This window comes from Pseudomonas vanderleydeniana, assembly GCF_014268755.2.
GTDB lineage: Bacteria > Pseudomonadota > Gammaproteobacteria > Pseudomonadales > Pseudomonadaceae > Aquipseudomonas > Aquipseudomonas vanderleydeniana.
Map to the genome: position 1 here is coordinate 748,106 of NZ_CP077093.1, position 25,306 is coordinate 773,411.

Sequence of the window (25,306 nt, forward strand, 5' to 3'; positions counted from 1 at the left end):
TTTCTCTGTGGCGAGGGGGCTTGCCCCCGTTCGGTTGCGCAGCAACCGTAAAATCAGCAGCCCTGTTCATTCTGGTGTAATGCGGTGCCTGGCTTCAGGGGTGCTTCGCACCCCAGCGGGGGCAAGCCCCCTCGCCACGGGAGTGGGCCTGCCGGCGCCTCAGATCGGGCAGCTGACGCCGGTGCCGCGGATACCGCAGTAGCCTTCCGGGTTCTTCGCCAGGTACTGCTGGTGGTAGGCTTCGGCGTAGTAGAAGGTCGGCGCCTCGGCAATCTCCGTGGTGATCGTGCCCAGTCCGGCCTTGGTCAATTCGGCCTGGAACACCTGGGCGCTCTTCTGTGCGGCTTCCAGTTGTTCCGGCTTGGTGGCGTAGATCACCGAGCGGTACTGGGTGCCGATGTCGTTGCCCTGGCGCATGCCCTGAGTTGGATCGTGCAGTTCCCAGAATTGCGCCAACAGTTGCTCGTAGCTGACGATTTCCGGTTCATAGACCACCAGGACCACTTCGCTGTGGCCGGTCAGTCCCGAGCAGACTTCCTCGTAGGTCGGATTCGGGGTGAAACCGCCAGCATAGCCCACCGACGTGCTGTACACGCCCTCGCGCTGCCAGAAGCGCCGCTCCGCGCCCCAGAAGCAGCCCAGGCCGAAGATGGCGAATTCGACGTTGCCGGGGAACGGGCCCAGCAGCGGGTGGCCGTTGACGAAGTGTTTGTCCGGGACGGTCATCGGGGTTTCGCGGCCAGGCAGAGCTTGTTCTTTGGTAGGTAGCACGTTTTTGTTCACCAGTATTTCCGAGCGCAAGACCATGTCGCAGTCCTCTCAGTCAGGTTGAAATAAGCTGTAGCTATTGAGGTAGACCGACAGTGTGCCCGAGTGTTGCCGCGCTGTCAGGCCAAAGGGCCGCGCGGATAACGCTTGAGCTGCTGGATCAGCTCGGCGCCGGGGATCGGGCGGTCGAACAGGTAGCCTTGGCCGACATCGCAGCGATGGCGACGCAGGAAGGCCAGTTGTTCAGTGGTTTCGATGCCTTCGGCCACCACCTTGAGTTTCAGGTTGTGGGCCATGGCGATGACTGCGGAGGTGATTTCCATGTCGTCCTGGTTGTCCGGGATTTCATGGATGAAGCTGCGATCGATCTTGATGATGTCGATCGGGAATTTTTTCAGGTAGCTCAGGGACGAATAACCCGTGCCGAAGTCGTCCATGGCCAGGGTCAGGCCGATTTTCTTCAACTGGTCGAGCTGCTGGCGAGTGTCTTCGGTGGCTTCCAGCAGCAGGCCTTCGGTCAGTTCGAGCTCCAGCAGTGACGGCGGCAACTGTTCTTCCTTGAGGATGCTGGCCAGCGAGGCGACCAGGTCCGGGTCGGAGAACTGCTTGGGTGACAGGTTGATCGCCACTTGCAGATTACCCAGGCCACAGGCGGTCAGGGCCTTGCTCATGCGGCAGGCCTGGCGGGCGATCCACTTGCCGATCGGGATGATCAGGCCGGTTTCCTCGGCGACGCTGATGAACTGGTCCGGGCGGATCATGCCCTTTTCCGGGTGGTTCCAGCGCAGCAGCGCCTCCATCCCCAGCAGGCGGCCGCTGCGCAGGCACAGCTTGGGTTGGTAGAACACGTCCAGCTCGTTCTGGGTCAGGGCGCGACGCAGGTTGTTCTCGACGAACAGCTTGTAGCTGGCCTCGGCGTTCAGTGCCTCGGTGAAGACCTGGACCTGGTGCTTGCCGTTGGCCTTGGCCTTGTGCAGGGCCAGACCGGCGTTGCGCATCAGGGTCTGCGGGTCGCGCCCATGCAGCGGTGCGCTGGCCAGGCCGACCGAGCCGGTGACGCTGATCAGCTGGTTGTCGACGAACATCGGTTTGTCGAGGGTCGTCAGCAACTGGGTGGCGATCTGTTGGCCGGCTTCGAGGTCGGTGTCATCGAGCAACACCGCGAATTCGTTACTGGCAAAGCGCGCCAGGCTGCCGCTCGGGCTCAGGCTGTTGCGCAGGCGCCGGGCCAGGCTGATCAGTAGCTTGTCACCGGTCTGGTGGCCGAGGCTGTCGTTGATCCGCTTGAAGTTGTCGATGTCCACCAGCAGCAGGCTGATGGGCGAGTCGCTGTCACGGGCGAAGCGCTCGTCGAGGTTGCGGATGAACGCCGGGCGGTTGCCCAGGTTGGTCAGGTTGTCGGTGTAGGCCAGGCGCTCGATGCGCTGTTGCGCGAGCTTGGTCTGGGTGATGTCCTCGTAGATGCCGATGTAGTGGGTCAGTTCGCGGTTGTCGCCGTAGACCTTGGAAATCGACAACTGCCCCCAATAGGGCTCCAGGTTCTTGCGGCGGCTCTTGAACTCACCCTGCCAGCTGTTGCTCTGGGCCAGGCTCGACTGTGCATCGAACAGCAGCTCGCTGAGGTTCTCCAGGGCTGGCAGCTCGGAGAGCTTCTGGCCGTGGACTTCCTCGGTGCTGTACTGGGTGATGGCGGTGAAGCTCGGGTTGACGTACTCCACCACGCCGTCGCAGTTGACCAGCAGGAAGGCGTTGGCACTCTGCTCGACCGCTCGTTGGAACAGGTGCAGGGCGCTGGTGGCGGTGCGCCGGTTGTGGTTGTTGATGACCTGGGCGAACTGGTCCGCCAGTTCACCGGCGAAGGCGATCTCATCCGATTGCCAGGCGCGGGTGTGGCCGGTCTGCTCCAGGCAAAGCACGCCCACGACCTGGCCATCGATGCGGATGCTGGCATCGAGCATGGCATTGACGTCACGGGGGCGCAGGGTCTCGGCCATGTCGCGGGTGCGCGGATCGCGGGTCGCGTTGTGGGCATCGATGGCGCGGCTGGTGTGCAGGGCTTCCAGGTAGTCGGGGAAGCGGCTCGCGTCGATCTCGTCCGGCAGGACATATTCCTGGCTGGCGCGGTGGTAGGCGGAGATCGGTATCAGGCGCTGGCCATCGAGGTTCCAGATGCTGGCGCAGTCGATCTCGTAGATGTCGCAGGCGCAGCGGGTGATCAGTTCGGCGGCTTCCTGCAGCGAGTTGTTGGCGCTGTAGCGCTGGCGCGCCAGGCGCAGGATCAGGTCCTGCTGGGAGCGTACCCGGTCCAGGTGCTGCAACTGTTCCTGCTGGGCGCGCTGGTTGAGCTCCAAGGCGATCTGCAGGCGGCTGTTCTGGGTGGCGAGCTCGGTGAGCGGGGGCTGTGGCTCCAGGCCGAACAGGCCTTCGACCACCAGCAAGTAGCCGCGCAGCAGGTGGCGGTTGTGCTGCTTGTAGGCTTCGCCCATCTCCAGCAGGGTCAGTGGGCCCTGGGCGGTATGCAGGGTGTAGCGCACCAGGTAGTGCGGGTTCTCCGCCAATTGCAGCTGGATCGCGTCATGCAGCCGGTAGCGCGCCTCGGGTTCCATCAGGCTGGCGTAGGGCGAGCCGACCAGGGCGCACAGTTCGATGGCCGGCAGGCCGAACTGGCGTTCGCAATTGGGATCGAGGAACAGCAGGGCCCAGCTTGCCTCATTCAGCCGCTCGAAACGCAGCATACCGAGCCGTGACGGCACCGGTAACTGAGTCACTACCTCGGCCGCCAATCTATTGGCGGCATCGGGTTGGCTTTTCATTGAGAGCTCGCTTCAAGAGTACTGATCACGCACAGGGAAGAGGCCTTTTTCCTGGCGAATTGGGCAAGGTTGCATTAAGCGGATCGGGCTGACAAGCAGAACAGTGGCTCTGTGCCTTCAATGTATCGGCCGAGGCTGGGAAATCTTCAATCGTGAAGGCGAGGCAGGGCGCAATTACCGCTCTAGAACGCGCTTCTGCGCGTGCCTGGCAGCGCGCAAAAAAAAGCCCCGCCATCGGGCGGGGTTGAGGTACGAGCGTGGCGCTCGGAAAACGCTACGGCAGATCCGGCCTCCCCGACACGGGAGGCCGGGAGGCCGGTTACAGCAGGATGGTGCGGATATCCGCCAGCAGGTCGCTCAGGCGCTTGGTGAAACGCGCTGCCGCGGCACCGTTGATCACGCGGTGATCGTAGGACAGCGACAGAGGCAGCATCAGCTTCGGCTGGAAGGCCTTGCCATCCCAGACTGGCTGGATGGTTGCCTTGGAAACACCGAGGATCGCCACTTCCGGCGCGTTGACGATCGGCGTGAAGCCGGTGCCGCCAATGTGGCCGAGGCTGGAGATGGTGAAGCAGGCGCCCTGCATGTCGTCGGCGGAGAGCTTCTTGGTCCGGGCCTTTTCAGCCAGGGAAGCCGCTTCGGCGGCGAGTTGCAGCAGGCTCTTCTGGTCGACGTTCTTGATCACCGGGACCAGCAGGCCATCCGGGGTGTCGACGGCGAAGCCGATGTGCACGTACTTCTTGCGGATGACAGCCTTGCCGCTCGGGGCCAGCGAACTGTTGAAGTCCGGCAGTTCCTTGAGCAGGTGCGCGCAGCTCTTGAGCAGCAGCGGCAGGATGGTCAGCTTGACGCCAGCCTTCTCGGCCACGGCCTTCTGGGCGACACGGAACGCTTCCAGCTCGGTGATATCCGCCGAGTCGAATTGGGTGACGTGCGGCACGTTCAGCCAGCTGCGGTGCAGGTTGGCGGCGCCCGCCTGCATCAGGCGGGTCATCGGCACTTCTTCGATTTCGCCGAAGCGGCTGAAGTCCACGGCCGGGATTGGCGGGATGCCCGCACCACCGGTTGCACCGGCGGCGGCAGCCGGCGCTTCCTTGGCCTTCTGCATCATGGCCTTGACGTAGACCTGCACGTCTTCCTTGAGGATACGACCGTGCGGGCCGCTTGGGCTGACCGCGCCCAGGTCGACACCGAATTCACGGGCCAGTTGGCGTACGGCCGGGCCAGCGTGGACCTTGGCGCCAGCCGCTGCAGGTGCAGCAGCCGGTGCCGCGACAGGTGCCGGAGCGGCAGCGGCAGGAGCAGCAGCCTGGGCCGGGGCGGCAGGTGCGGCAGCCGGGGCTGGAGCGGCGGCAGGTGCAGCACCCTTGACCTTGAGTTTCAGGATCAGGTCACCGGTACCGACTTCGTCGTCCAGCTTGATGGAAACGCTTTCCACCACGCCGGCGGCTGGCGATGGAATCTCCATGCTGGCCTTGTCGGATTCCAGGGTGATCAGCGACTGGTCGACTTCGACGGTGTCACCGGCCTTGACCGAGACTTCGATGATCTTGGCCTTGCCCGACGAGCCGATGTCCGGCACGTGGATGTCCTGCACGCTGTCGGCGACCGGAGCGGCCGGGGCCGCTGCCGGTGCTGGAGCAGCAGCCGGAGCGGCGGCCTGGGCTGGAGCTGGGGCGGCAGCCGGCGCAGCGCCAGCGACTTTCAGGACCAGGATCAGGTCGCCGGTACCGACTTCGTCGTTCAGCTTGACGTTGATGCTTTCCACCACGCCGGCAGCCGGCGAAGGGATTTCCATGCTGGCCTTGTCGGACTCGAGAGTGATCAGCGACTGATCAGCCTCGATGGTGTCGCCGACCTTGACCGAGATCTCGATGATCTGGGCCTTGCCCGACGAACCGATGTCCGGCACATGCACCTGCTGCGCCGAGGCGGCAGCCGGGGCGGCGCTTGGAGCGGCCGCCGGTGCCGGGGCTGGAGCCGGTGCGGCGGCGGCAGGAGCCGGGGCCGCCGCAGGGGCCGCAGCGGCGGCGCCCTCGACTTCCAGTTCCAGCAGCTCGTCGCCTTCTTTCAGGCGATCGCCCAGCTTCACTTTCAGGCTCTTGATGACGCCGGTCTTCGGCGCGGGCACTTCCATGCTCGCCTTGTCCGATTCCAGGGTCAGGATGCTCTGGTCGGCTTCGATACGGTCGCCGACCTTCACAAACAGTTCGATTACTTCACCTTCACCGCTGCCGATGTCAGGTACGCGAATGAGTTCGCTCACAGGGGGTCTCCTCAGCAGTCCAGTGGGTTGCGTTTTTCCGGATCGATACCGAACTTGGCGATGGCCTCGGCCACCACCTTAGGTTCGATGTCGCCACGGTCAGCCAAGGCTTCCAGGGCTGCCAACACCACGAAATGACGGTCGACTTCGAAGAAGTGACGCAGCTTCTTGCGGCTGTCACTGCGGCCGAAACCGTCGGTACCCAGGACCTTGAACTCCTTGGATGGGACCCACTGGCGGATCTGTTCAGCAAACAGCTTCATGTAGTCGGTGGAGGCGATCACCGGGCCCTTGCGACCGGCCAGGCACTCCTCGACGTAGCTCTGCTTCGGCTTCTGGCCTGGGTGCAGGCGGTTGCTGCGCTCCACGGCCAGGCCGTCGCGACGCAGTTCGTTGAAGCTGGTCACGCTCCAGACGTCGGCGCCGATGTTGAACTGCTCGCGCAGGATCTTCGCCGCTTCACGCACTTCGCGCAGGATGGTGCCGGAGCCCATCAGTTGCACGTGGTGAGCGGCTTCCTTGGTGTCTTCCTCGAGCAGGTACATGCCCTTGATGATGCCTTCCTCGACACCGGCCGGAATGGCTGGCTGCTGGTAGGACTCGTTCATCACGGTGATGTAGTAGAAGACGTCCTGCTGCTCTTCGGTCATCTTCTTCATGCCGTCCTGGATGATCACCGCCAGCTCGTAGCCGTAGGTCGGATCATAGGTGCGGCAGTTCGGGATGGTGCCGGCCAGCATGTGGCTGTGACCGTCTTCGTGCTGCAGGCCTTCGCCGTTCAGGGTGGTCCGGCCGGCGGTACCGCCGATCAGGAAACCACGGGTACGGCTGTCGCCGGCCGCCCAGGCCAGGTCGCCGATACGCTGGAAGCCGAACATCGAGTAGAAGATGTAGAACGGCAGCATCGGCTGGTTGTGGCTGGAGTACGAAGTACCGGCGGCGATGAAGGAGCTCATGGCGCCCGCTTCGTTGATGCCTTCCTCGAGGATCTGGCCCTTCTTGTCCTCGCGATAGAACATCACCTGGTCCTTGTCGACTGGCTCGTAGAGCTGGCCGACGGACGAGTAGATGCCCAGTTGGCGGAACATGCCTTCCATACCGAAGGTACGGGCTTCGTCCGGGATGATCGGCACGATGCGCGAACCGATTTCCTTGTCCTTGACCAGTTGCGCGAGGATCCGCACGAAGGCCATGGTGGTGGAGATTTCACGGTCGCCCGAGCCGTCCAGGATGGCCTTGAGGGTATCCAGTGGCGGAGTCGGAACGCTGAAGCTCTTGGCGCGACGCTGTGGCACGAAACCACCCAGGGCGGCACGACGCTCGCTCAGGTAGCGGGCTTCGGCGCTGCCTTCTTCCGGCTTGAAGAATGGCAGGTGTTCCAGCTCCTCGTCCTTGACCGGGATGTCGAAACGATCGCGGAACGAACGCAGGCTGTCGACGTCGACCTTCTTGGTGTTGTGGGCGGTGTTTTTCGCTTCGCCCGCACCGGTGCCGTAACCCTTGATGGTCTTGGCCAGGATGACGGTAGGCTGTTCCTTGTGGTTGACCGCCTGGTGGTAGGCTGCATAGACCTTGTAGGGGTCGTGGCCACCACGGTTGAGTTTCCAGATCTCGTCGTCGGACAGGTCGGCAACCATCGCCTTGAGTTCAGGCGAGTTGAAGAAGTGCTCGCGGACGAACGCGCCGTCCTTGGCCTTGTAGTTCTGGTATTCGCCGTCGATGACTTCGTCCATGCGTCGCTGCAGGATACCGTCGGTGTCCTTGGCCAGCAGTGGGTCCCAGAAGCGGCCCCAGATGACCTTGTTGACGTTCCACTGGGCGCCACGGAACACGCCTTCGAGTTCCTGGATGATCTTGCCGTTGCCGCGAACCGGGCCGTCGAGGCGCTGCAGGTTGCAGTTGATGACGAAGATCAGGTTGTCCAGCTTCTCGCGGCCGGCCAGGGCGATTGCGCCCAGGGATTCCGGCTCGTCGCACTCGCCGTCGCCCATGAAGCACCAGACTTTCTGCTTGCCTGGCTGGATGAAGCCGCGGGCCTCCAGGTACTTCATGAAGCGTGCCTGGTAGATCGCCTGGATCGGGCCCAGACCCATGGATACGGTCGGGAACTGCCAGAAGTCAGGCATCAGCCATGGGTGCGGGTAGGACGACAGGCCGTTGCCATCGACTTCCTGGCGGAAGTTGTTCATCTGGTCTTCGCTGATGCGGCCTTCCATGAAGGCACGAGCGTAGACGCCTGGCGAGGCGTGGCCCTGGAAGTAGATCAGGTCGCCGCCGTGTTCGTCGGTCGGGGCCTGGAAGAAGTAGTTGAAGCCGATGTCGTACAGGGTTGCACTGGAGGCGAAGCTGGAGATGTGACCGCCCAGGTCAGAATCTTTCAGGTTCGTGCGCATGACCATGGCCAACGCGTTCCAACGTACCAGCGAGCGAATGCGGCGTTCCATGAACAGGTCGCCAGGCATGCGTGCTTCGTGGGTGACGGGAATCGTGTTGCGGTACGGCGTGGTGATGGCGTAGGGCAGTTGCGAGCCGCTGCGGGTCGCGAGTTCGCCCATACGGGTCATCAGGTAGTGAGCACGGTCTTCGCCTTCTTTGTCGAGAACCGATTCCAGGGCGTCCAGCCATTCCTGGGTTTCGACGGGATCGAGGTCTTGCATGGCTTGCTCCAGGGCGGAAAGGCTTCCAGAATCGGTTGCCTGAGTTTGCGACTGGCCTTGTGGGCAGACGACATAAATTCTTGGATGATCCGGAGGTTGTTCCGGGGTCCTGTAGTTTTACTACAAATCGTCGGCCATTTCAGCCTTTCGAATGTATAGACGAGTAGTAAAACTACAGATCAACGTGCGAAAACTTCCTGTTGCATTGTGAGAATAATCGATATTGTTGGTTGAAAATAAACCTTGCCAGGTGATCGCTTGATGTTGGCTGCCAAAAAAAACCGATTATCAGCTATTTCCAACTTTTGTTCGACACTCCTTTGCGCGACAGGTTTCTCGCCCTCACTGTTCGCGGCTGCTTGTTCGCCGATCAAGGATAGACCATGAGCCTACCTGCACTGGCCGTTTTGCCGGCCATTCTCCAGCCTTTTGTCAGCCGGGCCGAGCAGTCTTTGCGCGCCGCCGTCGCCGCGCTGGATGATGATCACGGCCTGGCCTCGTGGTCGGCCGAACGCTGGGCGGATTTTGCCCGGGTCAGCGCCGCCAGTGACTTCTTTATTGAACAGGCGGTACGTGACCCTTTGATGTTGCTGGAACTGGTGCAGTTCGGCGACCTGGACCGGGTCTTCGCACCGGGTGAGCTGTGCGGGCAGATCGCCGCGGCGGTGCAGCAGGCCGACAGCGAGGACGAACTGGCGCGGGTACTGCGCCGCCAGCGCAATCGCCAGCAGGTGCGGATCATCTGGCGCGACCTGACGCGCCAGGCCGACCTGGTACAGACCTGTCGTGACCTTTCGGACATGGCCGATGCCTGTATCGACCAGGCCTATCAATGGTTGTACCTGCGCCATTGCCAGCAGTTCGGCACGCCGACCGGTCGGCGCAGTGGCGAGCCACAACAGATGGTCATCCTCGGCATGGGCAAGCTCGGTGCCGTGGAACTGAACCTGTCTTCCGACATCGACCTGATCTTCGCCTACCCGGAAGGCGGCGAGACCGTCGGGGTGAAGCGTCCGCTGGACAACCAGGAGTTCTTCATTCGCCTGGGGCAGCGATTGATCAAGGCGCTGGACCCGATCACTGTCGACGGTTTCGTCTTCCGGGTCGACATGCGACTGCGCCCCTATGGTTCGGCCGGGGCACTGGTGCTGAGCTTCAACGCCCTTGAGCAGTACTACCAGGACCAGGGTCGGGACTGGGAGCGCTACGCGATGATCAAGGCACGCGTGGTGGCCGGTGACCAGGCGGCCGGTGCGCACCTGCTGGATATGCTCCGTCCGTTCGTCTACCGGCGCTACCTGGACTTTTCCGCGATCGAAGCGCTGCGCACCATGAAGCAGCTGATCCAGCAGGAAGTCCGGCGCAAGGGCATGGCCGATAACATCAAGCTGGGCTCCGGTGGCATTCGCGAGGTCGAGTTCATTGCCCAGGCGTTCCAGCTGATTCATGGCGGACGTGACCTGAGCCTGCAGCAGCGGCCGCTGCTGAAAGTCCTGGGTACCCTCGAGGGGCAGGGCTACCTGCCGTCGGCGGTGGTCGCCGAATTGCGCACCGGCTATGAATTCCTGCGTTATACCGAGCATGCGATCCAGGCGATTGCCGATCGCCAGACCCAGATGCTGCCCGATGACGAGAAGGACCAGGCGCGCATCGCCTTCATGCTCGGTTTCGACAGCTGGGCCGCGTTCCATGAACAACTGATGCACTGGCGCGGGCGGATCGACTGGCACTTCCGCCAGGTCATCGCCGATCCGGACGAGGACGAGGACGAAGCCTGCCAGGTCTCCGTAGGGGGTGAATGGCTGCCCTTGTGGGAGGAGGCCCAGGACGAGGAGGCCGCCAGCCGCCAGTTGGCGGATGCCGGTTTCCGCGATGCGCCCAAGGCGCTGAAGCAGCTCGCGTCGCTGCGTGCCAGCCCGCAGTTGCGGGCCATGCAGCGCCTGGGTCGCGAACGCCTCGATGCCTTTATTCCGCGGTTGTTGGCCCAGGCGGTCGAACACGCCAATCCGGACCTGGTGCTGGAGCGGGTGTTGCCACTGGTCGAGGCGGTCGCCCGGCGCTCCGCCTACCTGGTACTGCTCACGGAAAACCCGGGAGCGCTGCGCCAGCTGCTGACGCTATGTGCTGCCAGCCCCTGGATTGCCGAGCAGATCACCCGCTTCCCGATGCTGCTCGACGAGCTGCTCAACGAAGGCCGGCTGTTCAAGCCGCCGCTGGCGCCGGAGCTGGCGGCTGAGCTGCGTGAGCGCCTGACACGGATTCCCGAGGATGACCTGGAGCAGCAGATGGAGGCCCTGCGTCACTTCAAGTTGGCGCACCGGCTGCGGGTCGCCGCTTCGGAAATCTCCGGTAGCCTGCCGCTGATGAAGGTCAGCGACTACCTGACCTGGCTGGCGGAGGCGATTCTGGAGCAGGTGCTGGCCCTGGCCTGGCGCCAGACCGTGAGCAAATACGGTTCGCCGCAGCGGGCCGATGGCACCCTGTGCGATCCAGGCTTCATCATTGTCGGCTATGGCAAGGTCGGCGGGATCGAGCTGGGGCATGGGTCGGACCTGGACCTGGTGTTCATCCACGATGGCGACCCGAACGCAGAGACCGATGGCGCCAAGCCGATCGATACCGCGCAGTTCTTCACGCGCCTGGGGCAGCGGATCATTCACCTGCTGACCACCCAGACCAACTCCGGGCAGCTTTATGAGGTCGACATGCGCCTGCGTCCGTCCGGCGCTTCCGGCCTGCTGGTCAGTTCCCTTGGCGCGTTCGAACGTTATCAGCAGAACGAGGCCTGGACCTGGGAACACCAGGCCCTGATTCGCGCCCGGGTGCTGGTGGGCTGCCAGGATGTCGGGGCGGCGTTCGAGAAAGTCCGCGCTGCGGTGTTGGGGCGCGAGCGGGACCTGTCGACCCTGCGCCAGGAGGTCAGCGAGATGCGCGCCAAGATGCGCGACAACCTCGGCAGCAAGGCGACCGCGGCCGGCACGGCGGCCAACGCTTTCGACGCGACGGCGCCGTTCGACCTCAAGCAGGATGCCGGAGGTATCGTCGATATCGAATTTATGGTGCAATACGCGACTTTGGCCTGGTCGAAAGAGCACCCGGCATTACTGCGTTACACGGATAACATCCGCATTCTAGAGGGGCTGGAGCAGGCCGGGTTGATCCCCGCGGCCGATGCCGGCCTGCTGCGCGAGGCCTACAAGGCCTACCGTTCCGCCGCCCATCGCCAGGCCCTGCAGAAGGAGGCCGGCGTCATCGGCGGTGACCAGTTCACGGTCGAGCGGCGCGATGTAATGCGGATCTGGGCTGAACTGGGACTAAGCTAGGGCCTGTCGGACACAATCGAACAGGCGGTTTCGTACAGGGCCCGGGACGGCCATGGGCAAAGACCGGGGAGGCTACAGGCCTCCCTGATCGTTTCCGGAATATTTATGAAAATTCTCATCGTTGGGCCCAGCTGGGTCGGTGACATGGTGATGGCTCAGACACTGTTCCAGTGCCTGAAGCAACGCCACCCGCAGTGCGAGATCGATGTGCTGGCTCCCGAATGGAGCCGCCCGATCCTCGAGCGCATGCCTGAAGTTCGTGCGGCCTTGAGCTTTCCGCTCGGCCACGGCGTGCTGGACCTGGCCACCCGGCGCAAGATCGGCAAGTCCCTGGTAGGTCAGTACGACCAGGCCATTCTCCTGCCCAACTCGTTGAAGTCGGCGCTGGTGCCGTTTTTTGCCGGGATCGCGAAACGTACCGGCTGGCGCGGCGAATTCCGCTACGGCCTGCTCAATGACGTGCGCAAGCTGGACAAGCCACGCTATCCGCTGATGATCGAGCGGTTCATGGCCCTGGCCTACGAGCCGGGTGCCGAATTGCCGCAGCCTTATCCGCGCCCGCGCCTGCAGATCGACCCGGCCAGCCGCGAGGCAGCCCTGGGCAAGTTCGAACTGACGCTCGACCGACCCGTGCTGGCCCTGTGCCCTGGCGCCGAATTCGGTGAATCCAAGCGCTGGCCGTCGGAGCATTACGCGAAAGTCGCCGAGGCGAAGATCCGCGAAGGCTGGCAGGTCTGGCTGTTCGGTTCGAAAAATGACCACGCGGTTGGCGAAGACATTCGTCAGCGACTGATTCCCGGGTTGCGCGAAGAAGCGGTGAATCTCAGTGGCGAGACCTCGCTGGCCGAGGCGATCGACCTGCTGTCCTGTGCCGACTCGGTGGTGTCCAATGACTCCGGCCTGATGCACGTGGCCGCCGCGTTGAATCGTCCACTGGTGGCGGTCTACGGCTCGACTTCGCCAGGCTTCACGCCGCCGTTGGCGGACCAGGTGGAAATCGTCCGCCTGGGGCTGGAATGCAGCCCGTGCTTCGAGCGTACCTGTCGTTTCGGTCACTACAACTGCCTGCGCCAGTTGTTGCCTGCGCCGGTGAATGAAGCCCTGCAGCGTTTGCAGGGTGTTCCGGTCGAGGTTCAGTAACTTGCGAGTATTGCTGGTCAAGACGTCCTCCCTGGGGGATGTGATTCATGCCCTGCCGGCGCTGACCGATGCAGCCCGGGCGATTCCCGGTATCCGCTTCGACTGGGTGGTCGAGGAAGGCTTCGCCGAAATTCCGAGCTGGCATCCGGCGGTCGACAAGGTGATTCCGGTGGCGATCCGTCGCTGGCGCAAGAACCTTTGGCAGACCTTCAGGAGCGGCGAATGGAAGCGCTTCAAGCAGAGTGTGCGGGCGGCGAAATACGACCTGGTGATCGATGCCCAGGGACTGGTGAAAAGCGCGTTCCTGACCCGTTATGTCAAGGCCCCGGTTGCCGGGCTGGACAAGCAGTCGGCCCGTGAGCCGTTGGCGAGCCGTTTCTATTCCCGGCGCCTGGCGGTTGCCCGTGGCCAGCATGCGGTCGAGCGGGTGCGCCAGCTGTTTGCGGTGGCCCTTGGCTACGACCTGCCCAGCGGGCTGGGCGATTACGGGCTGGATGTCGATCGGCTGGTGGAGTTGCCACGTCGCAATCCGTTCGTGCTGTTTCTGCATGGCACCACCTGGGATACCAAGCACTGGCCGGAAGCCTATTGGCGGGAACTGGCCGAGCGCATGGGGCACCTGGGAATCGAGGTGCGCCTGCCCTGGGGCAATCCGGACGAGAAGGCTCGCGCCGAGCGTATCGCCCGTGGCCTGAGAAATGCCGTGGTGTTGCCCAAGCTCAACCTGGCCGGAGTGGCCAAGGTGCTCGCCGGTGCCAGTGCCTGTGTCGCCGTGGATACCGGCCTCGGGCACCTGGCCGCGGCCCTGGATGTGCCGACGCTGTCGCTGTTCGGCCCGACCAATCCCGGGCTGACCGGCGCCTATGGCAAGTCGCAGATTCACCTGGCGAGCAACTTCCCCTGCGCGCCTTGCCTGCAAAAGAAGTGCACCTATGTGCCGACCGCCGAAGACCAGAAGCGCTTCGATCTCAAGCGCGAGTTGCCGTTGTGCTTCACGCGGCTCAACCCCGAACGTGTTGCCAGCCGGCTGACCGCGTTGTTACTGGCCGAGGAGCGGCACTGATGCAACTGGCTTTTGTCCTGTACAAATATTTTCCTTTTGGTGGGCTGCAGCGCGACTTCATGCGTATCGCGCTGGAGTGCCAGAAGCGTGGTCACCAGATTCGCGTCTACACGTTGATCTGGGAAGGCGATATCCCGCCAGGCTTCGAAGTGCTGGTGGTGCCGATCAAGGCATTCTCCAACCATCGGCGCAACGAGAAGCTCAGCGCCTGGATGGAGGCCGACCTGGCCAAGCGCCCGGTCGATCGGCTGATCGGCTTCAACAAGATGCCCGGCCTTGACGTTTACTATGCCGCTGACGGCTGCTTCGAGGACAAGGCGCAGAACCTGCGTCACTCGCTGTACCGTTTCTGGGGCCGCTACAAGCACTTCGCCGAGTACGAGCGAGCGGTGTTCGCCCGGGAGGCGAACACCGAGATCCTGATGATTTCCGAAGTCCAGCAGCCGCTGTTCATCAAGCACTACGACACGCCGCTGGAGCGCTTCCACCTGCTGCCGCCGGGGATCGCCCAGGATCGGCGGGCACCCGCCAACGCTGCGCAGATCCGTGCCGAGTTCCGGCGTGAATTCAAGCTGGCGGACGACGACTATCTGCTCGTGCAGATCGGTTCCGGGTTCAAGACCAAGGGCGTCGATCGCAGTCTGAAGGCCCTGGCGGCATTGCCGGCGGAGCTGAAAAAACGCACCCGGCTATTTGTCATCGGCCAGGACGACCCCAAGGTATTCCAGGTGCAGAGTGCGGCGCTGGGCCTGGGCGAGCATGTGCAGTTTCTCAAGGGGCGCAGCGACATCCCGCGTTTCCTGCTGGGGGCAGACCTGCTGATTCATCCGGCCTACAACGAGAACACCGGTACCGTGCTGCTCGAAGCGCTGGTGTCCGGGTTGCCGGTGCTGGTCAGCGCGGTCTGCGGTTATGCCCACTATATTGCCGAGGCCGATGGTGGCCTGGTGCTGGACGAGCCTTTCGAGCAGAACCAGCTCAATCAATACCTGAACCGGATGCTGTCCGATGGGGCGGCACGCATGGCATGGAGCCGCAACGGTCTGGCCTTCGCCGAGACGGCCGACCTCTATAGCATGCCGCAGCACGCTGCGGATGTGATTCTGGCGGAGCAGCACCGATGAAGTTGATCCTTGCCGAGCCCTTCAAGAGCCTCTGGGCTGGACGCGATGCGTTCGCCGAGGTCGAGCGCTTGCAGGGCAAGGTTTACCGTGAGCTGGAGGCTCGTCGGACGTTGCGTACGGAAGTCGCCGGGCGTGGTTATTTCGTGAAAATCCACCATGGCATCGGTTGGCGCGAGATCTTCAAGAACCTCCTGACCGCGAAGAGGCCCGTGCTGGGTGCGGGGCAGGAATGGCAGGCGATCCAGTGCCTGCACAAGGCCGGGGTCCCGACGATGACCGCTGTTGCCTATGGCGAGCGCGGCGGCAATCCGGCTGGCCAGGATTCGTTCATCGTGACCGAGGAGCTGGCGCCCACCATCAGCCTCGAGGATTTTACCCTGCAATGGCCCGAGCAGCCGCCAGAGCCGCGGCTCAAGCGTGCGCTGATCGCCGAGGTCGCGCGCATGACCGGTGGCATGCACCGCGCCGGGCTCAATCATCGTGACTGCTATATCGCCCATTTCCTGCTGCACACCGACAAGCCGGTGACTGCCGATGACCTCAAGCTTTCGGTCATTGACCTGCATCGTGCGCAGGTTCGCCCGAGCGTTCCGAGACGCTGGCGTAACAAGGACCTGGCCGGGTTGTATTTCTCGGTGCTGGATATCGGCCTGACGCAACGCGACAAGCTGCGTTTCCTGCGGGACTATTTCCGCCAGCCGCTGCGCCAGATCCTGCGTGACGAAGCGTCGTTGCTGGCCTGGCTGGAGCGCAAGTCGGGCAAGCTCTACGAGCGCAAGCAGCGCTACGGGGATGCGCTCTGATGTCGGGTTGGAAACTGGAGCCCGAATACGCAGCGCTGGCGGATGACTTCGGCAGTCTGGAGGCGGTATTCGCCCTTGACGGCGAGCATCTGACCCGCGATCCGCTGTCCGAGGTCATTCGGGTCAACCGTGATGGCGTGAATTATTACGTCAAGCGCTACTCCGGTGCGGGCAAGGGGTTGCGGCAGTACTTTGGCCGGCCCCGGGTCCGTTCCGAATGGCAGAATCTCAAGCGTTTCGCCAAGTGGGGCATCCCGACCGCCGAGGTTGTCGCCTGGGGGCTGGAGCGCCGTGGCGCGGCCTATCACCGTGGGGCGATGATCACCCGTGAACTGCCCCGCACCGAGGACCTTTCGGCCCTGGCCAGCCGCAATGATCCATTGTTGCGTGACCGCGCCTGGGTTGATGGCATCAGCCGGCAGTTGGCCCGCTACACGCGGATCATGCATGACCAGCGCTTTACCCATAACGACCTGAAGTGGCGCAATCTGCTGGTCGATGACCAGGCCAGGCTGTTCCTGATCGATTGCCCCAATGGCGAGTTCTGGCGCGGTTTCTGGCTGCGCTACCGGATCACCAAGGACCTGGCCTGCCTGGACAAGGTGGCCAAGTATCACTTGTCGTTCACCCAGCGGCTGCGGTTTTACCTGCAGTACTGCCAACGTAGTCGGCTGAATGCGGCAGACAAGAAGCGCATTCGGCATGTGTTGAGATTCTTCGAGGGACGGGAATGAGCGACTTCCTGGCGGCTGTCGACCGCCCATTGCTGGAGCGTAACGGGCTCGGCAATTTCGATGCGCTATGGAACAAGGAGCTGGAGGCGGTGGACGAGCCCAACACCAGTGGTGGTGGTTGGAGCAGCGTGTATCGCTTGGAGCTGGAGGGCCAGGGCTATTACCTCAAGCGCCAGAGCAACTACCTGACACGCACCCTGCACAGTCCGTTGGGGGAGCCGACCTTCGCTCGCGAGTTCCGCAATATCAGCCGTTACCAGCGCCTGGGTATTCCGGCCCTGCAAGCTGTATTCTTTGGTGAGCGCGTGGTGAAGGGCGAGCGCCGGGCCGTCCTGTTGACCCGGGCGCTGGATGGCTGGAACGACCTGGATTCGTTGCTGGAGCAATGGCCGCAACTGGCTCAGGCGCAACGCCAGGCAATCCTGCGCTGCTGTGGCCTGCTGGCTCGGCGGCTGCACGGGTTGCGGCAGGTCCATGGCTGCTTCTATCCCAAGCATATCTTTCTGCAGGCAGTGGCGGGTACCTATCAGGCGCAACTGATCGACCTGGAAAAGACTCGGCCGTTGCTGTTCGGTCAGCGTGATCGGGTCAAGGATCTCGAGCCGTTGCTGCGTCGGGCGCCGGTCTGGAGCGAGGATGATGTCCGCGTGCTGTTGGCGGCCTATCTTGACCAGTCGCAGGATAGTTCGCTGGTGGATGCCTGGCTCCAGCGCCTGGGCGCGCGCAGCAGCAAGAAGGGGGGCCGTTGATGCGCTTGTCCGAGTTGAAGTCTGCCGGGCGGACGCCGGTTCTGCCCTTGAGCATCGAGCTGGCGGATGCTGCCGGTCCCGGGCAGTTGCAATTGCTCAGCTTGCTGCGGGTTCTGCCCGGGCAGCGTTATGTCGGTGCCGGGGTCTGGCGTGGTCGCACGGTGTTGGCCAAGTTGCTGGTCGGTGGCAAGGCGGCCCGGCATTTCCAGCGTGAGTTGCAGGGTGTGCGCCTGCTCGCCGAGCAGGGATTGGTTACGCCGTTGTTGCTGGCTGATGGTCTGCAGGAAGGCGAGGGTGGCTGGCTGCTGTTCGAGTTCCTGGAAGGCGCCGAGAGCCTGGCCGATGCCTGGGAGCGGGTAGAGATGCTTCCAGTCCTGGCGGACGAACAGCAGGCGGTGTTGGGCGAAGCCCTGGGCGCGATTGCGCAGATGCATGGCAAGGGGTTGTGGCAGGAGGATCTGCATCTGGACAACCTGTTGCGTCATGGCGGCAGGCTGCATCTGATCGACGGCGCCGGGATCCGTGTCGAGGAGGCGGGCAAGCCGCTGTCCCGGCAGAAGGTGCTGGAAAATCTCGGGGTGTTCTTCGCCCAGTTGCCCCGGCACTTCGAGCCGTTCATCGAGGAGTTGCTGGTGCATTACCTGTTGAGCAATGCCGAGCATGCCTTGCCGCTGGAGGCATTGCTCAAGCAGGTGGAGAGGATTCGTGGCTGGCGCCTGAAGGACTTCATCAGCAAGATCGGTCGTGAGTGCACCCTGTTCAGCGTTCAGCGTGGGCCGTTCGCCTTGCGCGCCATTCGTCGCGAGGAAGAGGCAACCATGTTGCCGGTGTTGTCCCGGGCTGACGTCCTGCTCGACCAGGGGCATCTGTACAAGACCGGTGGTGCTGCCAGCGTCGGCCGAGTCGAGGTGAGTGGTCGACCGTTGTTGCTCAAGCGCTACAACATCAAGGGCTTCGCCCACTGGCTCAAGCGTTTCTGGCGCCCGAGCCGCGCCTGGCATTCGTGGCGCGAGGGCAATCGCCTGGCGTTTCTTGGCATTGCCACGCCCAGGCCGCTGGCCGTGCTGGAGAAACGCTTCCTCTGGCTGCGTCGCCAGGCCTATCTGGTCACCGAATATCTGCCGGGGCCGGATATCATCGAGCGTTTTGCACCCCATGTCGAAAGCGGTGCCGTACCCGAGGTCGAGTTGCAGGCCTTGGATCAGCTGTTTGCCGATCTGATTCGCGAGCGCATCAGTCACGGTGACTTCAAGGGGCACAACCTGTTCTGGCATGAGGGGCGCTGGACGCTGATCGATCTGGATGCGGTGCGCCAGCATCATTCGAACAGCAGCTTTGCCCCGGCCTACGCTCGCGATCGAGCACGGTTCATGCGTAACTGGTCCGACAGCAGCGCCTTGTACCGGGTCATCGATGGGCGGTTGCCCAAGGCAATCGAGTCGGTCGATTGATCCGGTGATCGCCGCAGGCCCTCGTGCCGCGGCGATCGGTCGCTCACGACTTGCCGCTAGAGGCTTGTAGCCGCTTTTACGCTATAATCCCGCCCTTTAGCTGTTTCTCGCCCTCTGCGAGGACACATTTTTTCAAGGCGCATCGCCGCCTGCATGCAGACTTAATAGAGGCTAGACCCCTGTGGCATTGACGATTCTTGGCCTGTCCGGCGCCCTTAGCCATGATCCTTCCGCAGCCTTGTACATCGACGGCAAGCTGATTGCGGCCGCCGAGGAAGAGCGCTTCGTACGCGATAAACATGCAAAGAACCGCATGCCCTACGAATCGGCGAAATTCTGCCTGGAACAGGCTGGCATCAAGCCGTCCGACGTCGATGTGGTGGCGATTCCGTTCGCGCCGATCAGCCTGTTCGGCAAGGCTCGCTGGCACTACGCCAAGCGTTACTGGTATGCCCCGGACCGTGCGCTCGATGCGATCCTGATGGGCAACCGTCGCTACAAGCGCTATCGCAAGAAGATCGTCTGGTGCCTGGAGCAGTTGGGCTTCGATCCGAAGAAGATCAAGATCGAGCCGGTCGAGCACCACCTGGCCCACGCCTCCAGTGCCTATCATTGCTCCGGTTTCAAGGAGAAGACCGCGATCCTCGGGATCGACGGCAAGGGTGAGTACGCCACCACCTTCTTCGGCTACGGTGAAAACGGCAAGATCCACAAGATCAAGGAGTTCTTCGATCCGGATTCCCTGGGTGGCCTGTATGGCGCGATCACCGAGTTCCTCGGCTTCGAAATGCTCGATGGCGAGTTCAAGGTCATGGGCATGGCTCCCTACGGCGATGCCAGCAAGTACGATTTTTCGCGCCTGGCTTCTTTCGAGAATGGCGAACTGGTGATCAACACCGAGTACGCCAACGTCATCGGCCTGCGTCGCTACAAGGAAAAGGGCAAGGGCTTCTACTTTTCGCCGAAGCTGATCGAGTGGCTGGGTCCCAAGCGCGAAGGCGACATCGCCGACGAGCCGTACATCCATTACGCCGCCAGCATGCAGGCGCTGTTCGAGAAACTGGCCCTGCAGATGATCGACCACTACCTGGGCGACATCCTCAAGGAAACCGGCAAGCTGGCCTTCGCGGGCGGCTGTGCGCTGAACGTCAAGCTGAACCAGAAGATCATCGCCCGCGATGACCTCAAGGAACTGTTCGTCCAGCCCGCTTCCGGCGACGCCGGTACCGCGGTCGGTGCGGCGGCCTATGTCTCCCACGCCCGTGGCGTGCCGGTGGAGAAGATGGAGCACGTCTACCTCGGCCCGTCCTACAGCAACGAGGACGTGATCGCGGCCTGTGCCCGTCATCCGAATGCGCCGAAATGGCGCAAGCTGGACAACATGCCGGAGCAGATCGCCAAGATTATGGTCGACGGCAACCCGGTGGCCTGGTTCCAGGGACGCATGGAGTTCGGTCCACGTGCCTTGGGCGGTCGCTCGATCATCGGCTGCCCGAGCGTCGCCGGCGTGGCGGATCGGATCAACCACCAGATCAAGTTCCGCGAGCGCTGGAGGCCTTTCTGCCCGTCGATGCTCGACACCGTCGCGCCGCAGATGATCAAGATCGATCATCCGGCACCGTTCATGACCTTCACCTTCGAAGTGGCCGAGGAGTGGAAGACCCGCGTGCCGGAAGTCGTCCACGAAGACGGTACCTCCCGTGCCCAGGTGCTCAAGCGCGAGTACAACCCGCGCTACTACGACATGATGAAGGCTTTGGAAGTCCTGACCGGCAACGGTGTGTCGCTGAATACTTCGCTGAACCGTCGTGGCGAGCCGATGATCTGCTCGCCGACCGATGCCCTGAACATGTTCTTCGGTTCCGACCTGCAGTACCTGATCATGGAAGACATCCTGGTGGTCAAAGACGGCGCGGATGCTTATGACACGCTCGGTTGAGCGCCATGTGCTGCAATTCTGCCACGGGTATGACGGGCCTTTCCTCGATTGTGCCCGCCAGTACGCCAGCCTGTTTAGCGGTACCGGCTATCGGGTGACCACGGTGTTTCTCACCGGGGCCGCTGATGCCGAGGTTGCGGCGGGCTGTGCTTCGGACGAAGTGCTGTTCATGGAGTACAGCTCGAAGGCTATCCGTGGCCTCAAACTCGGTGCTATCGGCGATCTGCGCAAGATCGCCGCCTCGCGCAACTTCAGCTTCTGTATCGCCCATCGTTTCAAGCCGATCTATATCGCCTTGCTCGCCACCGCGTTGCCGGTCATCGGGGTGCACCATGCGTTCGGTGACTATGCGCGGAGCAGTCGCAAACTGTTTGCCCATCTGTTTCGCAAGCGTCTGAGCCTGCTCGGTGTCTCCGATGCCGTACGCGATGATATGCGCCAGTGCCTGCCGAAATGGCCGGCCGAGCGGGTTCGCACGCTCTACAACCGTATCGATGTCGAGGCGTTGCAAGCCTCGCAGCTTCCGGCTGCGCAGGCACGCGAAGCCCTCGGCTTGCCGGCGGATAGCTGGATCGTCGGCAATGTCGGCCGGTTGCACCCGGACAAGGACCAGGCGACATTGATCCGCGGGTTCGCCCAGGCCTTGGAGCGCCTACCGGCCAAGAGCCGGCTGGTGATACTCGGTACCGGACGCCTGGAACAGGAACTCAAGGCGCTGGCCGGCGAGCTCGGGATTGCCGAGCGCGTGCTGTTCCTTGGTCAGGTACCGGAGGCGCGCCGCTATTTCCGGGCTTTCGACGTATTTGCGCTGAGCTCCGATCACGAGCCGTTCGGCATGGTCCTGCTGGAGGCCATGGTGGCCGGTGTACCGTTGCTGGCTACCGCCTGTGGCGGTGCCCGGGAAGTGGTCGAAGGGGTTGGTGTTCTTTTCCCCTTCGGCGATGCCCAGCACTTGGCCCAAGGGCTGCAGCACCTGGCTGCACTGGATGACGAACAGCGCCAGGCTTGTGCCGAACGGATGCTGGCGCGAGTGCACGAACGGTTCTCTGACCAGGCGGTCCGTGAGGCTTTCTGGCACTTGCCACAAGTCACCGACCTGACAGCGGAGGCCTGATGCTCAACCTATTCCAGGGTTGGCGCGAGCGAGGCTGGTCGGTGGTGGATGCCGCAACCTACAGCGAGGCCTGGCAGCGTTTTGGTGGCAGCGTCGCGACGCACCCATTGGTAGTCGATCGCCTGGCCGGCCTGGCCGGGATTCCGGTGCGCTATCTGGCTTTCGAGCAGGGTGGCGAACTGCAGGCAGCAATTCCGACCTGGGGGCGTGATCTGGCGCTGTCCAAGGACGTGCTCAAGCGCCAGGGCAAGAAGGGGCTGTTCGATCTAGGCAACGCCGAGCTGATCCTGCCGGCAGCGGCGGGGGCTAAGGCGCCTCTTCGTCACCGTGGTCGTTACTTGTCCGAGTTGAACGCCGACCGCTTCAGCGGCCTGCAGGCGCAGGTCGAGCAACTGGCGATGGCGCGTACACCGGAAGATCTGTCGAAGAAGTTTCGCTACAACCAGCGCCGCGAGTTGCGCCTGCTTGAAGAGGCGGGCGGTGTGGTGCGTCCGGTCAACGAGTTCTCCAGTGTCGAATTGGCAGCTATCTACTGCGACCTGTTCCAGCGGCGCTGGGGCTTCACTGCGACGGGGGCGGAGCGCATGGCCGAGGTCGTCGAGCTGCTGCGCGACCTGTTGATCGGTTCGGTGATCTTTCTCAATGATGCGCCGATCGCCGTGCAGTTGATCTACCGGGTCGAGTCTCCCGAGTGGATCAGCGTCGAGTACGTCAATGGCGGTGTCGATCCCGAGACCCGGGCCTTCAGCCCTGGTAGTGTACTGAGTTTCCTCAACACCCAGAGCGCCTGGGAAGACGCCCGGGCGCGGGGCAAGTCGTTGCGTTTTTCGTTCGGGCGTGCCGACCGTGAGTACAAGGATCGTTGGTGCAACCCCGTGCCGGTGTTCAAGGTATGAGCCGCAAGCAGCAGTTGCTCAAGCGTCATCGCCGTAACAAGCGATTGGTGCTGCTAATTGGCCTGGTGCTGCTGGTCGCGGTCGGCGTGCTGGTGGCCTGGTGGTTACCCCTGATCCTCGCGGTGGCGGCTTGGGTTGCTCATGAGGCTTGGTTTGCCGATCACCTGTTCTACTCTCCGGGTGACGACTATCAATATGCCTTCCCCGAGGGGAGTGAGCAGCTGGCTGGCCGCCTGGACGGTGGGTTATTGAAGCTGGATGCCGCTCCTGCGCTGGTCGGCGACGAGACCCTGATTCTGGCAATCAGGCTCAAGAGTCGTTGGCTGGGCCGCTTCGTTGATCCGGCAGTCGAGATCCGAGGTGCCGATGCCTCCGATCGCCAGACCTTCGAGCGTGGTGTCAGCGGCTTGCGCTATCTCAATCTGGGCGGCTTTGCTCCGGCGCTGTCCGCGGGTTCACTGTGTTTACGCGGGCGTTTTTGCCGTTTGCTCGGTGAGCCCGTGCTGTGGGTCTTCCGTCAGCCGGATCTGCGCCGACAGCGTGTGATGGTGATCGCTCCCCATGCCGACGATGCCGAGTTGGCGGCCTATGGTTTGTACAGTCAGGCCGACGAAGCCTGGATCGTTACCCTGACCGCCGGCGAAATCGAGGCCGAGCATTACCAGGCAATGGGATTGCCCCGTGCTGAAGCGGCGCGTCTCAAGGGGCGCCTGCGCGCCTGGGACAGTATTGCGGTGCCACGCTGGGCCGGTGTGCCGCAGGAGCGCTGCGTCCAGCTTGGCTATTTCTGTCTGCAATTGCCGGCCATGCAGGCCGCGCCGGACCAACCGGTGGCGTCCCGTGAGGCCGGGCTGGACGATATTCGCCTGTTCCGCCAGTTCAATTCATTTGCCCTGCCTGGTGATCAGGATGGTGCGCCCAGTTGGAACAACCTGCTGGCTGATCTGCGCGAACTGCTGAACCGTGCCCGGCCACAAGTTATTGTCCTGCCGCACCCCTCTCTCGATCCGCATCCGGACCATATCTGCGCCCAGGCGGCGGTGATGGAAGCCTTGCAGGGGTTGGAGTGGCAGCCGACAACGCTGCTGGGGTATGCCAACCACCTGCATGACAATGATCGTTGGCCCATGGGTGATTCCGGTGCCGGAGTCGCCTTGCCGCCGGTCTTCGATACTGCACAGGTGATGCAGCCCTACTGCCTGCCGTTGTCGCTGGAGCAGCAGCGTGACAAGGCCATGGCGCTGGGCATGATGCATGATCTCCAGCCGCGTGCGCCGTTCAAGCGTCGAGTTCGACGTTTACTGCAGCGCCTATTGGCGCTGCGCAATCCATCGCCCTATGGCGAGAATGAATTTTTCCGCAAGGCCGTGCGCAGGCACGAGCTGTTCTGGCGCCTGTGATGGTGGCAAGGAAGGACATGAAAGTTCTGTTTCTGGTTCAGAAAGAGCAACGGGCCATTCTGGACCGGTTCTACGAGGGAATCGCGGCCAGCTGCGAATGTGATCTGCGTTGGCTCACCAGTGGGGAGCAGCGTAACCTGCGGGGCTACTTCCGTCGACACGTCGATGTGTCACGTTATGATCGCATTGTGTTTTTCCTGCGTTTCAAGCAGGAGATCCGGCAGGTCGGCTTCATTCGTACCATTCCCAACCTGGTGATCCTGGAACACGATGCCTACCAGAATTACATCCCCTGCAAGTACACGGGGAAGTTCAGCAGGCACTATCGGCAACTACCATGGGCGCGAGTCATCAGTTCCGGGTTCATGGTCAGTGAGCGCCTGCGTGAAGAAGGTTTTGATGCGGTATTTGTGCCCAAGGGATACGATCAGGGCCTGCTGGCCGACCAGGGGTGTGAACGGGATATCGAGTTGGCGTTCGTTGGGAGTACCAACAGCGTTGCCTACAGCGGGCGCAAGGCCCTGCTGGATGAGTTGGCGCAGGTCGAACCGTTGTTGGTCACGCGAACCAAATCGGGTGACGAGTATCGCGACACGCTTAATCGTATTCGATTTTTCGTTAGTGCTGATGTCGGCATGGGCGAATACATGATCAAGAACTTCGAGGCTCTTGCCTGTGGGTGCGTGCTGCTGGCCTATGACCAGGGTGAGGCGGAGAACCGTGCCCTTGGGTTGGTGGATATGCACAACGTGGTTTTCTACCAGACGATCCCCCAGTTGCAGGAAAAGCTGGCCCTGTTGCGCGCTGATCCTGGCCTGGTTGCTCGCATTGCGCGCAATGGGCGCGACCTGGCGGTTGCCCATTATGGCTTTTCCCGGATTGGTCAACGTGTTGTCGAGGTCATGCAGCCAGCGTTACGCAGTCACCCTCCGTTGAGCTGGCTTGAACGTCTTCGTTTGCGGATAGGTATTTGATGGCGATTTGATGTCGTTCATGTCAAGCTTTCGAGTAACTCTCTTGAGCGCCATCGCGAGGTACCTTGGTACCGTTGCAAGCGGATAAGGTG

At 62.7% G+C, this 25,306-nt stretch carries 17 protein-coding genes; 13 read left to right on the top strand and 4 right to left on the bottom strand.

The features are described 5' to 3' along the window. Window positions 1–159: 159 nt before the first annotated feature. The 4 genes from msrA to aceE all read right to left on the bottom strand — a co-directional run bounded on the left by msrA (window position 160) and on the right by aceE (window position 8,504). The gene (msrA, locus tag HU752_RS03320) at window positions 160–807 is read right to left on the bottom strand and encodes a peptide-methionine (S)-S-oxide reductase MsrA (protein ID WP_186683266.1); all 648 of its coding nucleotides are present in this window, start codon (window positions 805–807) and stop codon (window positions 160–162) included. A gap of 80 nt (window positions 808–887) precedes the next feature. Next, window positions 888–3,581 (bottom strand): putative bifunctional diguanylate cyclase/phosphodiesterase, encoded by a 2,694-nt coding sequence (locus HU752_RS03325; RefSeq protein WP_186683268.1) that lies wholly within the window; start codon window positions 3,579–3,581, stop codon window positions 888–890. A gap of 319 nt (window positions 3,582–3,900) precedes the next feature. Beyond that, window positions 3,901–5,847 (bottom strand): dihydrolipoyllysine-residue acetyltransferase, encoded by a 1,947-nt coding sequence (aceF, locus tag HU752_RS03330; RefSeq protein ID WP_186683270.1) that lies wholly within the window; start codon window positions 5,845–5,847, stop codon window positions 3,901–3,903. 11 nt (window positions 5,848–5,858) lie between these two features. Next, window positions 5,859–8,504 carry a pyruvate dehydrogenase (acetyl-transferring), homodimeric type gene (gene aceE, locus HU752_RS03335; RefSeq protein ID WP_186683272.1) on the bottom strand — a complete coding sequence of 882 codons (2,646 nt, stop codon included), beginning with the start codon at window positions 8,502–8,504 and terminating at the stop codon, window positions 5,859–5,861. Between the two features lie 383 nt (window positions 8,505–8,887). Here aceE and glnE point away from each other — a divergent pair, with 383 nt between their 5' ends. From glnE to HU752_RS03400, 13 genes are all read left to right on the top strand, one after another. Continuing rightward, window positions 8,888–11,827, top strand: a complete 2,940-nt coding sequence (glnE, locus tag HU752_RS03340; protein ID WP_186683274.1) for a bifunctional [glutamate--ammonia ligase]-adenylyl-L-tyrosine phosphorylase/[glutamate--ammonia-ligase] adenylyltransferase — start codon at window positions 8,888–8,890, stop codon at window positions 11,825–11,827. A 105-nt stretch (window positions 11,828–11,932) separates the two neighbouring features. Further along, window positions 11,933–12,967: a lipopolysaccharide heptosyltransferase II gene (gene waaF / locus HU752_RS03345; RefSeq protein WP_186683276.1), complete on the top strand. Its 1,035-nt coding sequence runs from the start codon at window positions 11,933–11,935 to the stop codon at window positions 12,965–12,967. A 1-nt stretch (window position 12,968) separates the two neighbouring features. Then, window positions 12,969–14,030, top strand: coding sequence for a lipopolysaccharide heptosyltransferase I (waaC, locus tag HU752_RS03350; protein ID WP_186683278.1), 1,062 nt, complete (start codon window positions 12,969–12,971; stop codon window positions 14,028–14,030). Then, the gene (locus tag HU752_RS03355) at window positions 14,030–15,154 is read left to right on the top strand and encodes a glycosyltransferase family 4 protein (protein WP_186683280.1); all 1,125 of its coding nucleotides are present in this window, start codon (window positions 14,030–14,032) and stop codon (window positions 15,152–15,154) included. Before waaC ends, HU752_RS03355 begins: the two co-directional genes overlap by 1 nt. Beyond that, complete coding sequence (gene rfaP, locus HU752_RS03360; protein WP_186683282.1) at window positions 15,151–15,957, top strand: lipopolysaccharide core heptose(I) kinase RfaP; 807 nt, start codon at window positions 15,151–15,153, stop codon at window positions 15,955–15,957. Before HU752_RS03355 ends, rfaP begins: the two co-directional genes overlap by 4 nt. Next, window positions 15,957–16,691, top strand: coding sequence for a lipopolysaccharide kinase InaA family protein (locus HU752_RS03365; RefSeq protein ID WP_186683284.1), 735 nt, complete (start codon window positions 15,957–15,959; stop codon window positions 16,689–16,691). The genes rfaP and HU752_RS03365 overlap by 1 nt, the downstream gene beginning before the upstream one ends. After that, entirely contained in the window at window positions 16,688–17,440 is a 753-nt protein-coding gene (locus HU752_RS03370) for a lipopolysaccharide kinase InaA family protein (RefSeq protein ID WP_186683286.1), read from the top strand. The genes HU752_RS03365 and HU752_RS03370 overlap by 4 nt, the downstream gene beginning before the upstream one ends. Next, window positions 17,440–18,891, top strand: a complete 1,452-nt coding sequence (locus HU752_RS03375; RefSeq protein ID WP_186683288.1) for a lipopolysaccharide kinase InaA family protein — start codon at window positions 17,440–17,442, stop codon at window positions 18,889–18,891. The genes HU752_RS03370 and HU752_RS03375 overlap by 1 nt, the downstream gene beginning before the upstream one ends. A gap of 181 nt (window positions 18,892–19,072) precedes the next feature. Next, window positions 19,073–20,830, top strand: coding sequence for a carbamoyltransferase family protein (locus HU752_RS03380; protein ID WP_186683290.1), 1,758 nt, complete (start codon window positions 19,073–19,075; stop codon window positions 20,828–20,830). Next, complete coding sequence (locus HU752_RS03385) at window positions 20,814–21,944, top strand: glycosyltransferase (RefSeq protein WP_186683292.1); 1,131 nt, start codon at window positions 20,814–20,816, stop codon at window positions 21,942–21,944. Before HU752_RS03380 ends, HU752_RS03385 begins: the two co-directional genes overlap by 17 nt. Then, on the top strand, window positions 21,944–22,840 hold the full coding sequence (locus tag HU752_RS03390; protein WP_186683294.1) for an antimicrobial resistance protein Mig-14: 897 nt from the start codon (window positions 21,944–21,946) through the stop codon (window positions 22,838–22,840). Before HU752_RS03385 ends, HU752_RS03390 begins: the two co-directional genes overlap by 1 nt. Beyond that, window positions 22,837–24,240 carry a PIG-L deacetylase family protein gene (locus HU752_RS03395; protein ID WP_186683296.1) on the top strand — a complete coding sequence of 468 codons (1,404 nt, stop codon included), beginning with the start codon at window positions 22,837–22,839 and terminating at the stop codon, window positions 24,238–24,240. Before HU752_RS03390 ends, HU752_RS03395 begins: the two co-directional genes overlap by 4 nt. A 17-nt stretch (window positions 24,241–24,257) precedes the next feature. After that, a complete protein-coding gene (locus HU752_RS03400) occupies window positions 24,258–25,214 on the top strand; it encodes a glycosyltransferase family protein (RefSeq protein WP_186683297.1) in 957 nt (318 codons plus the stop codon). The last annotated feature ends 92 nt before the right edge of the window (window positions 25,215–25,306 follow it).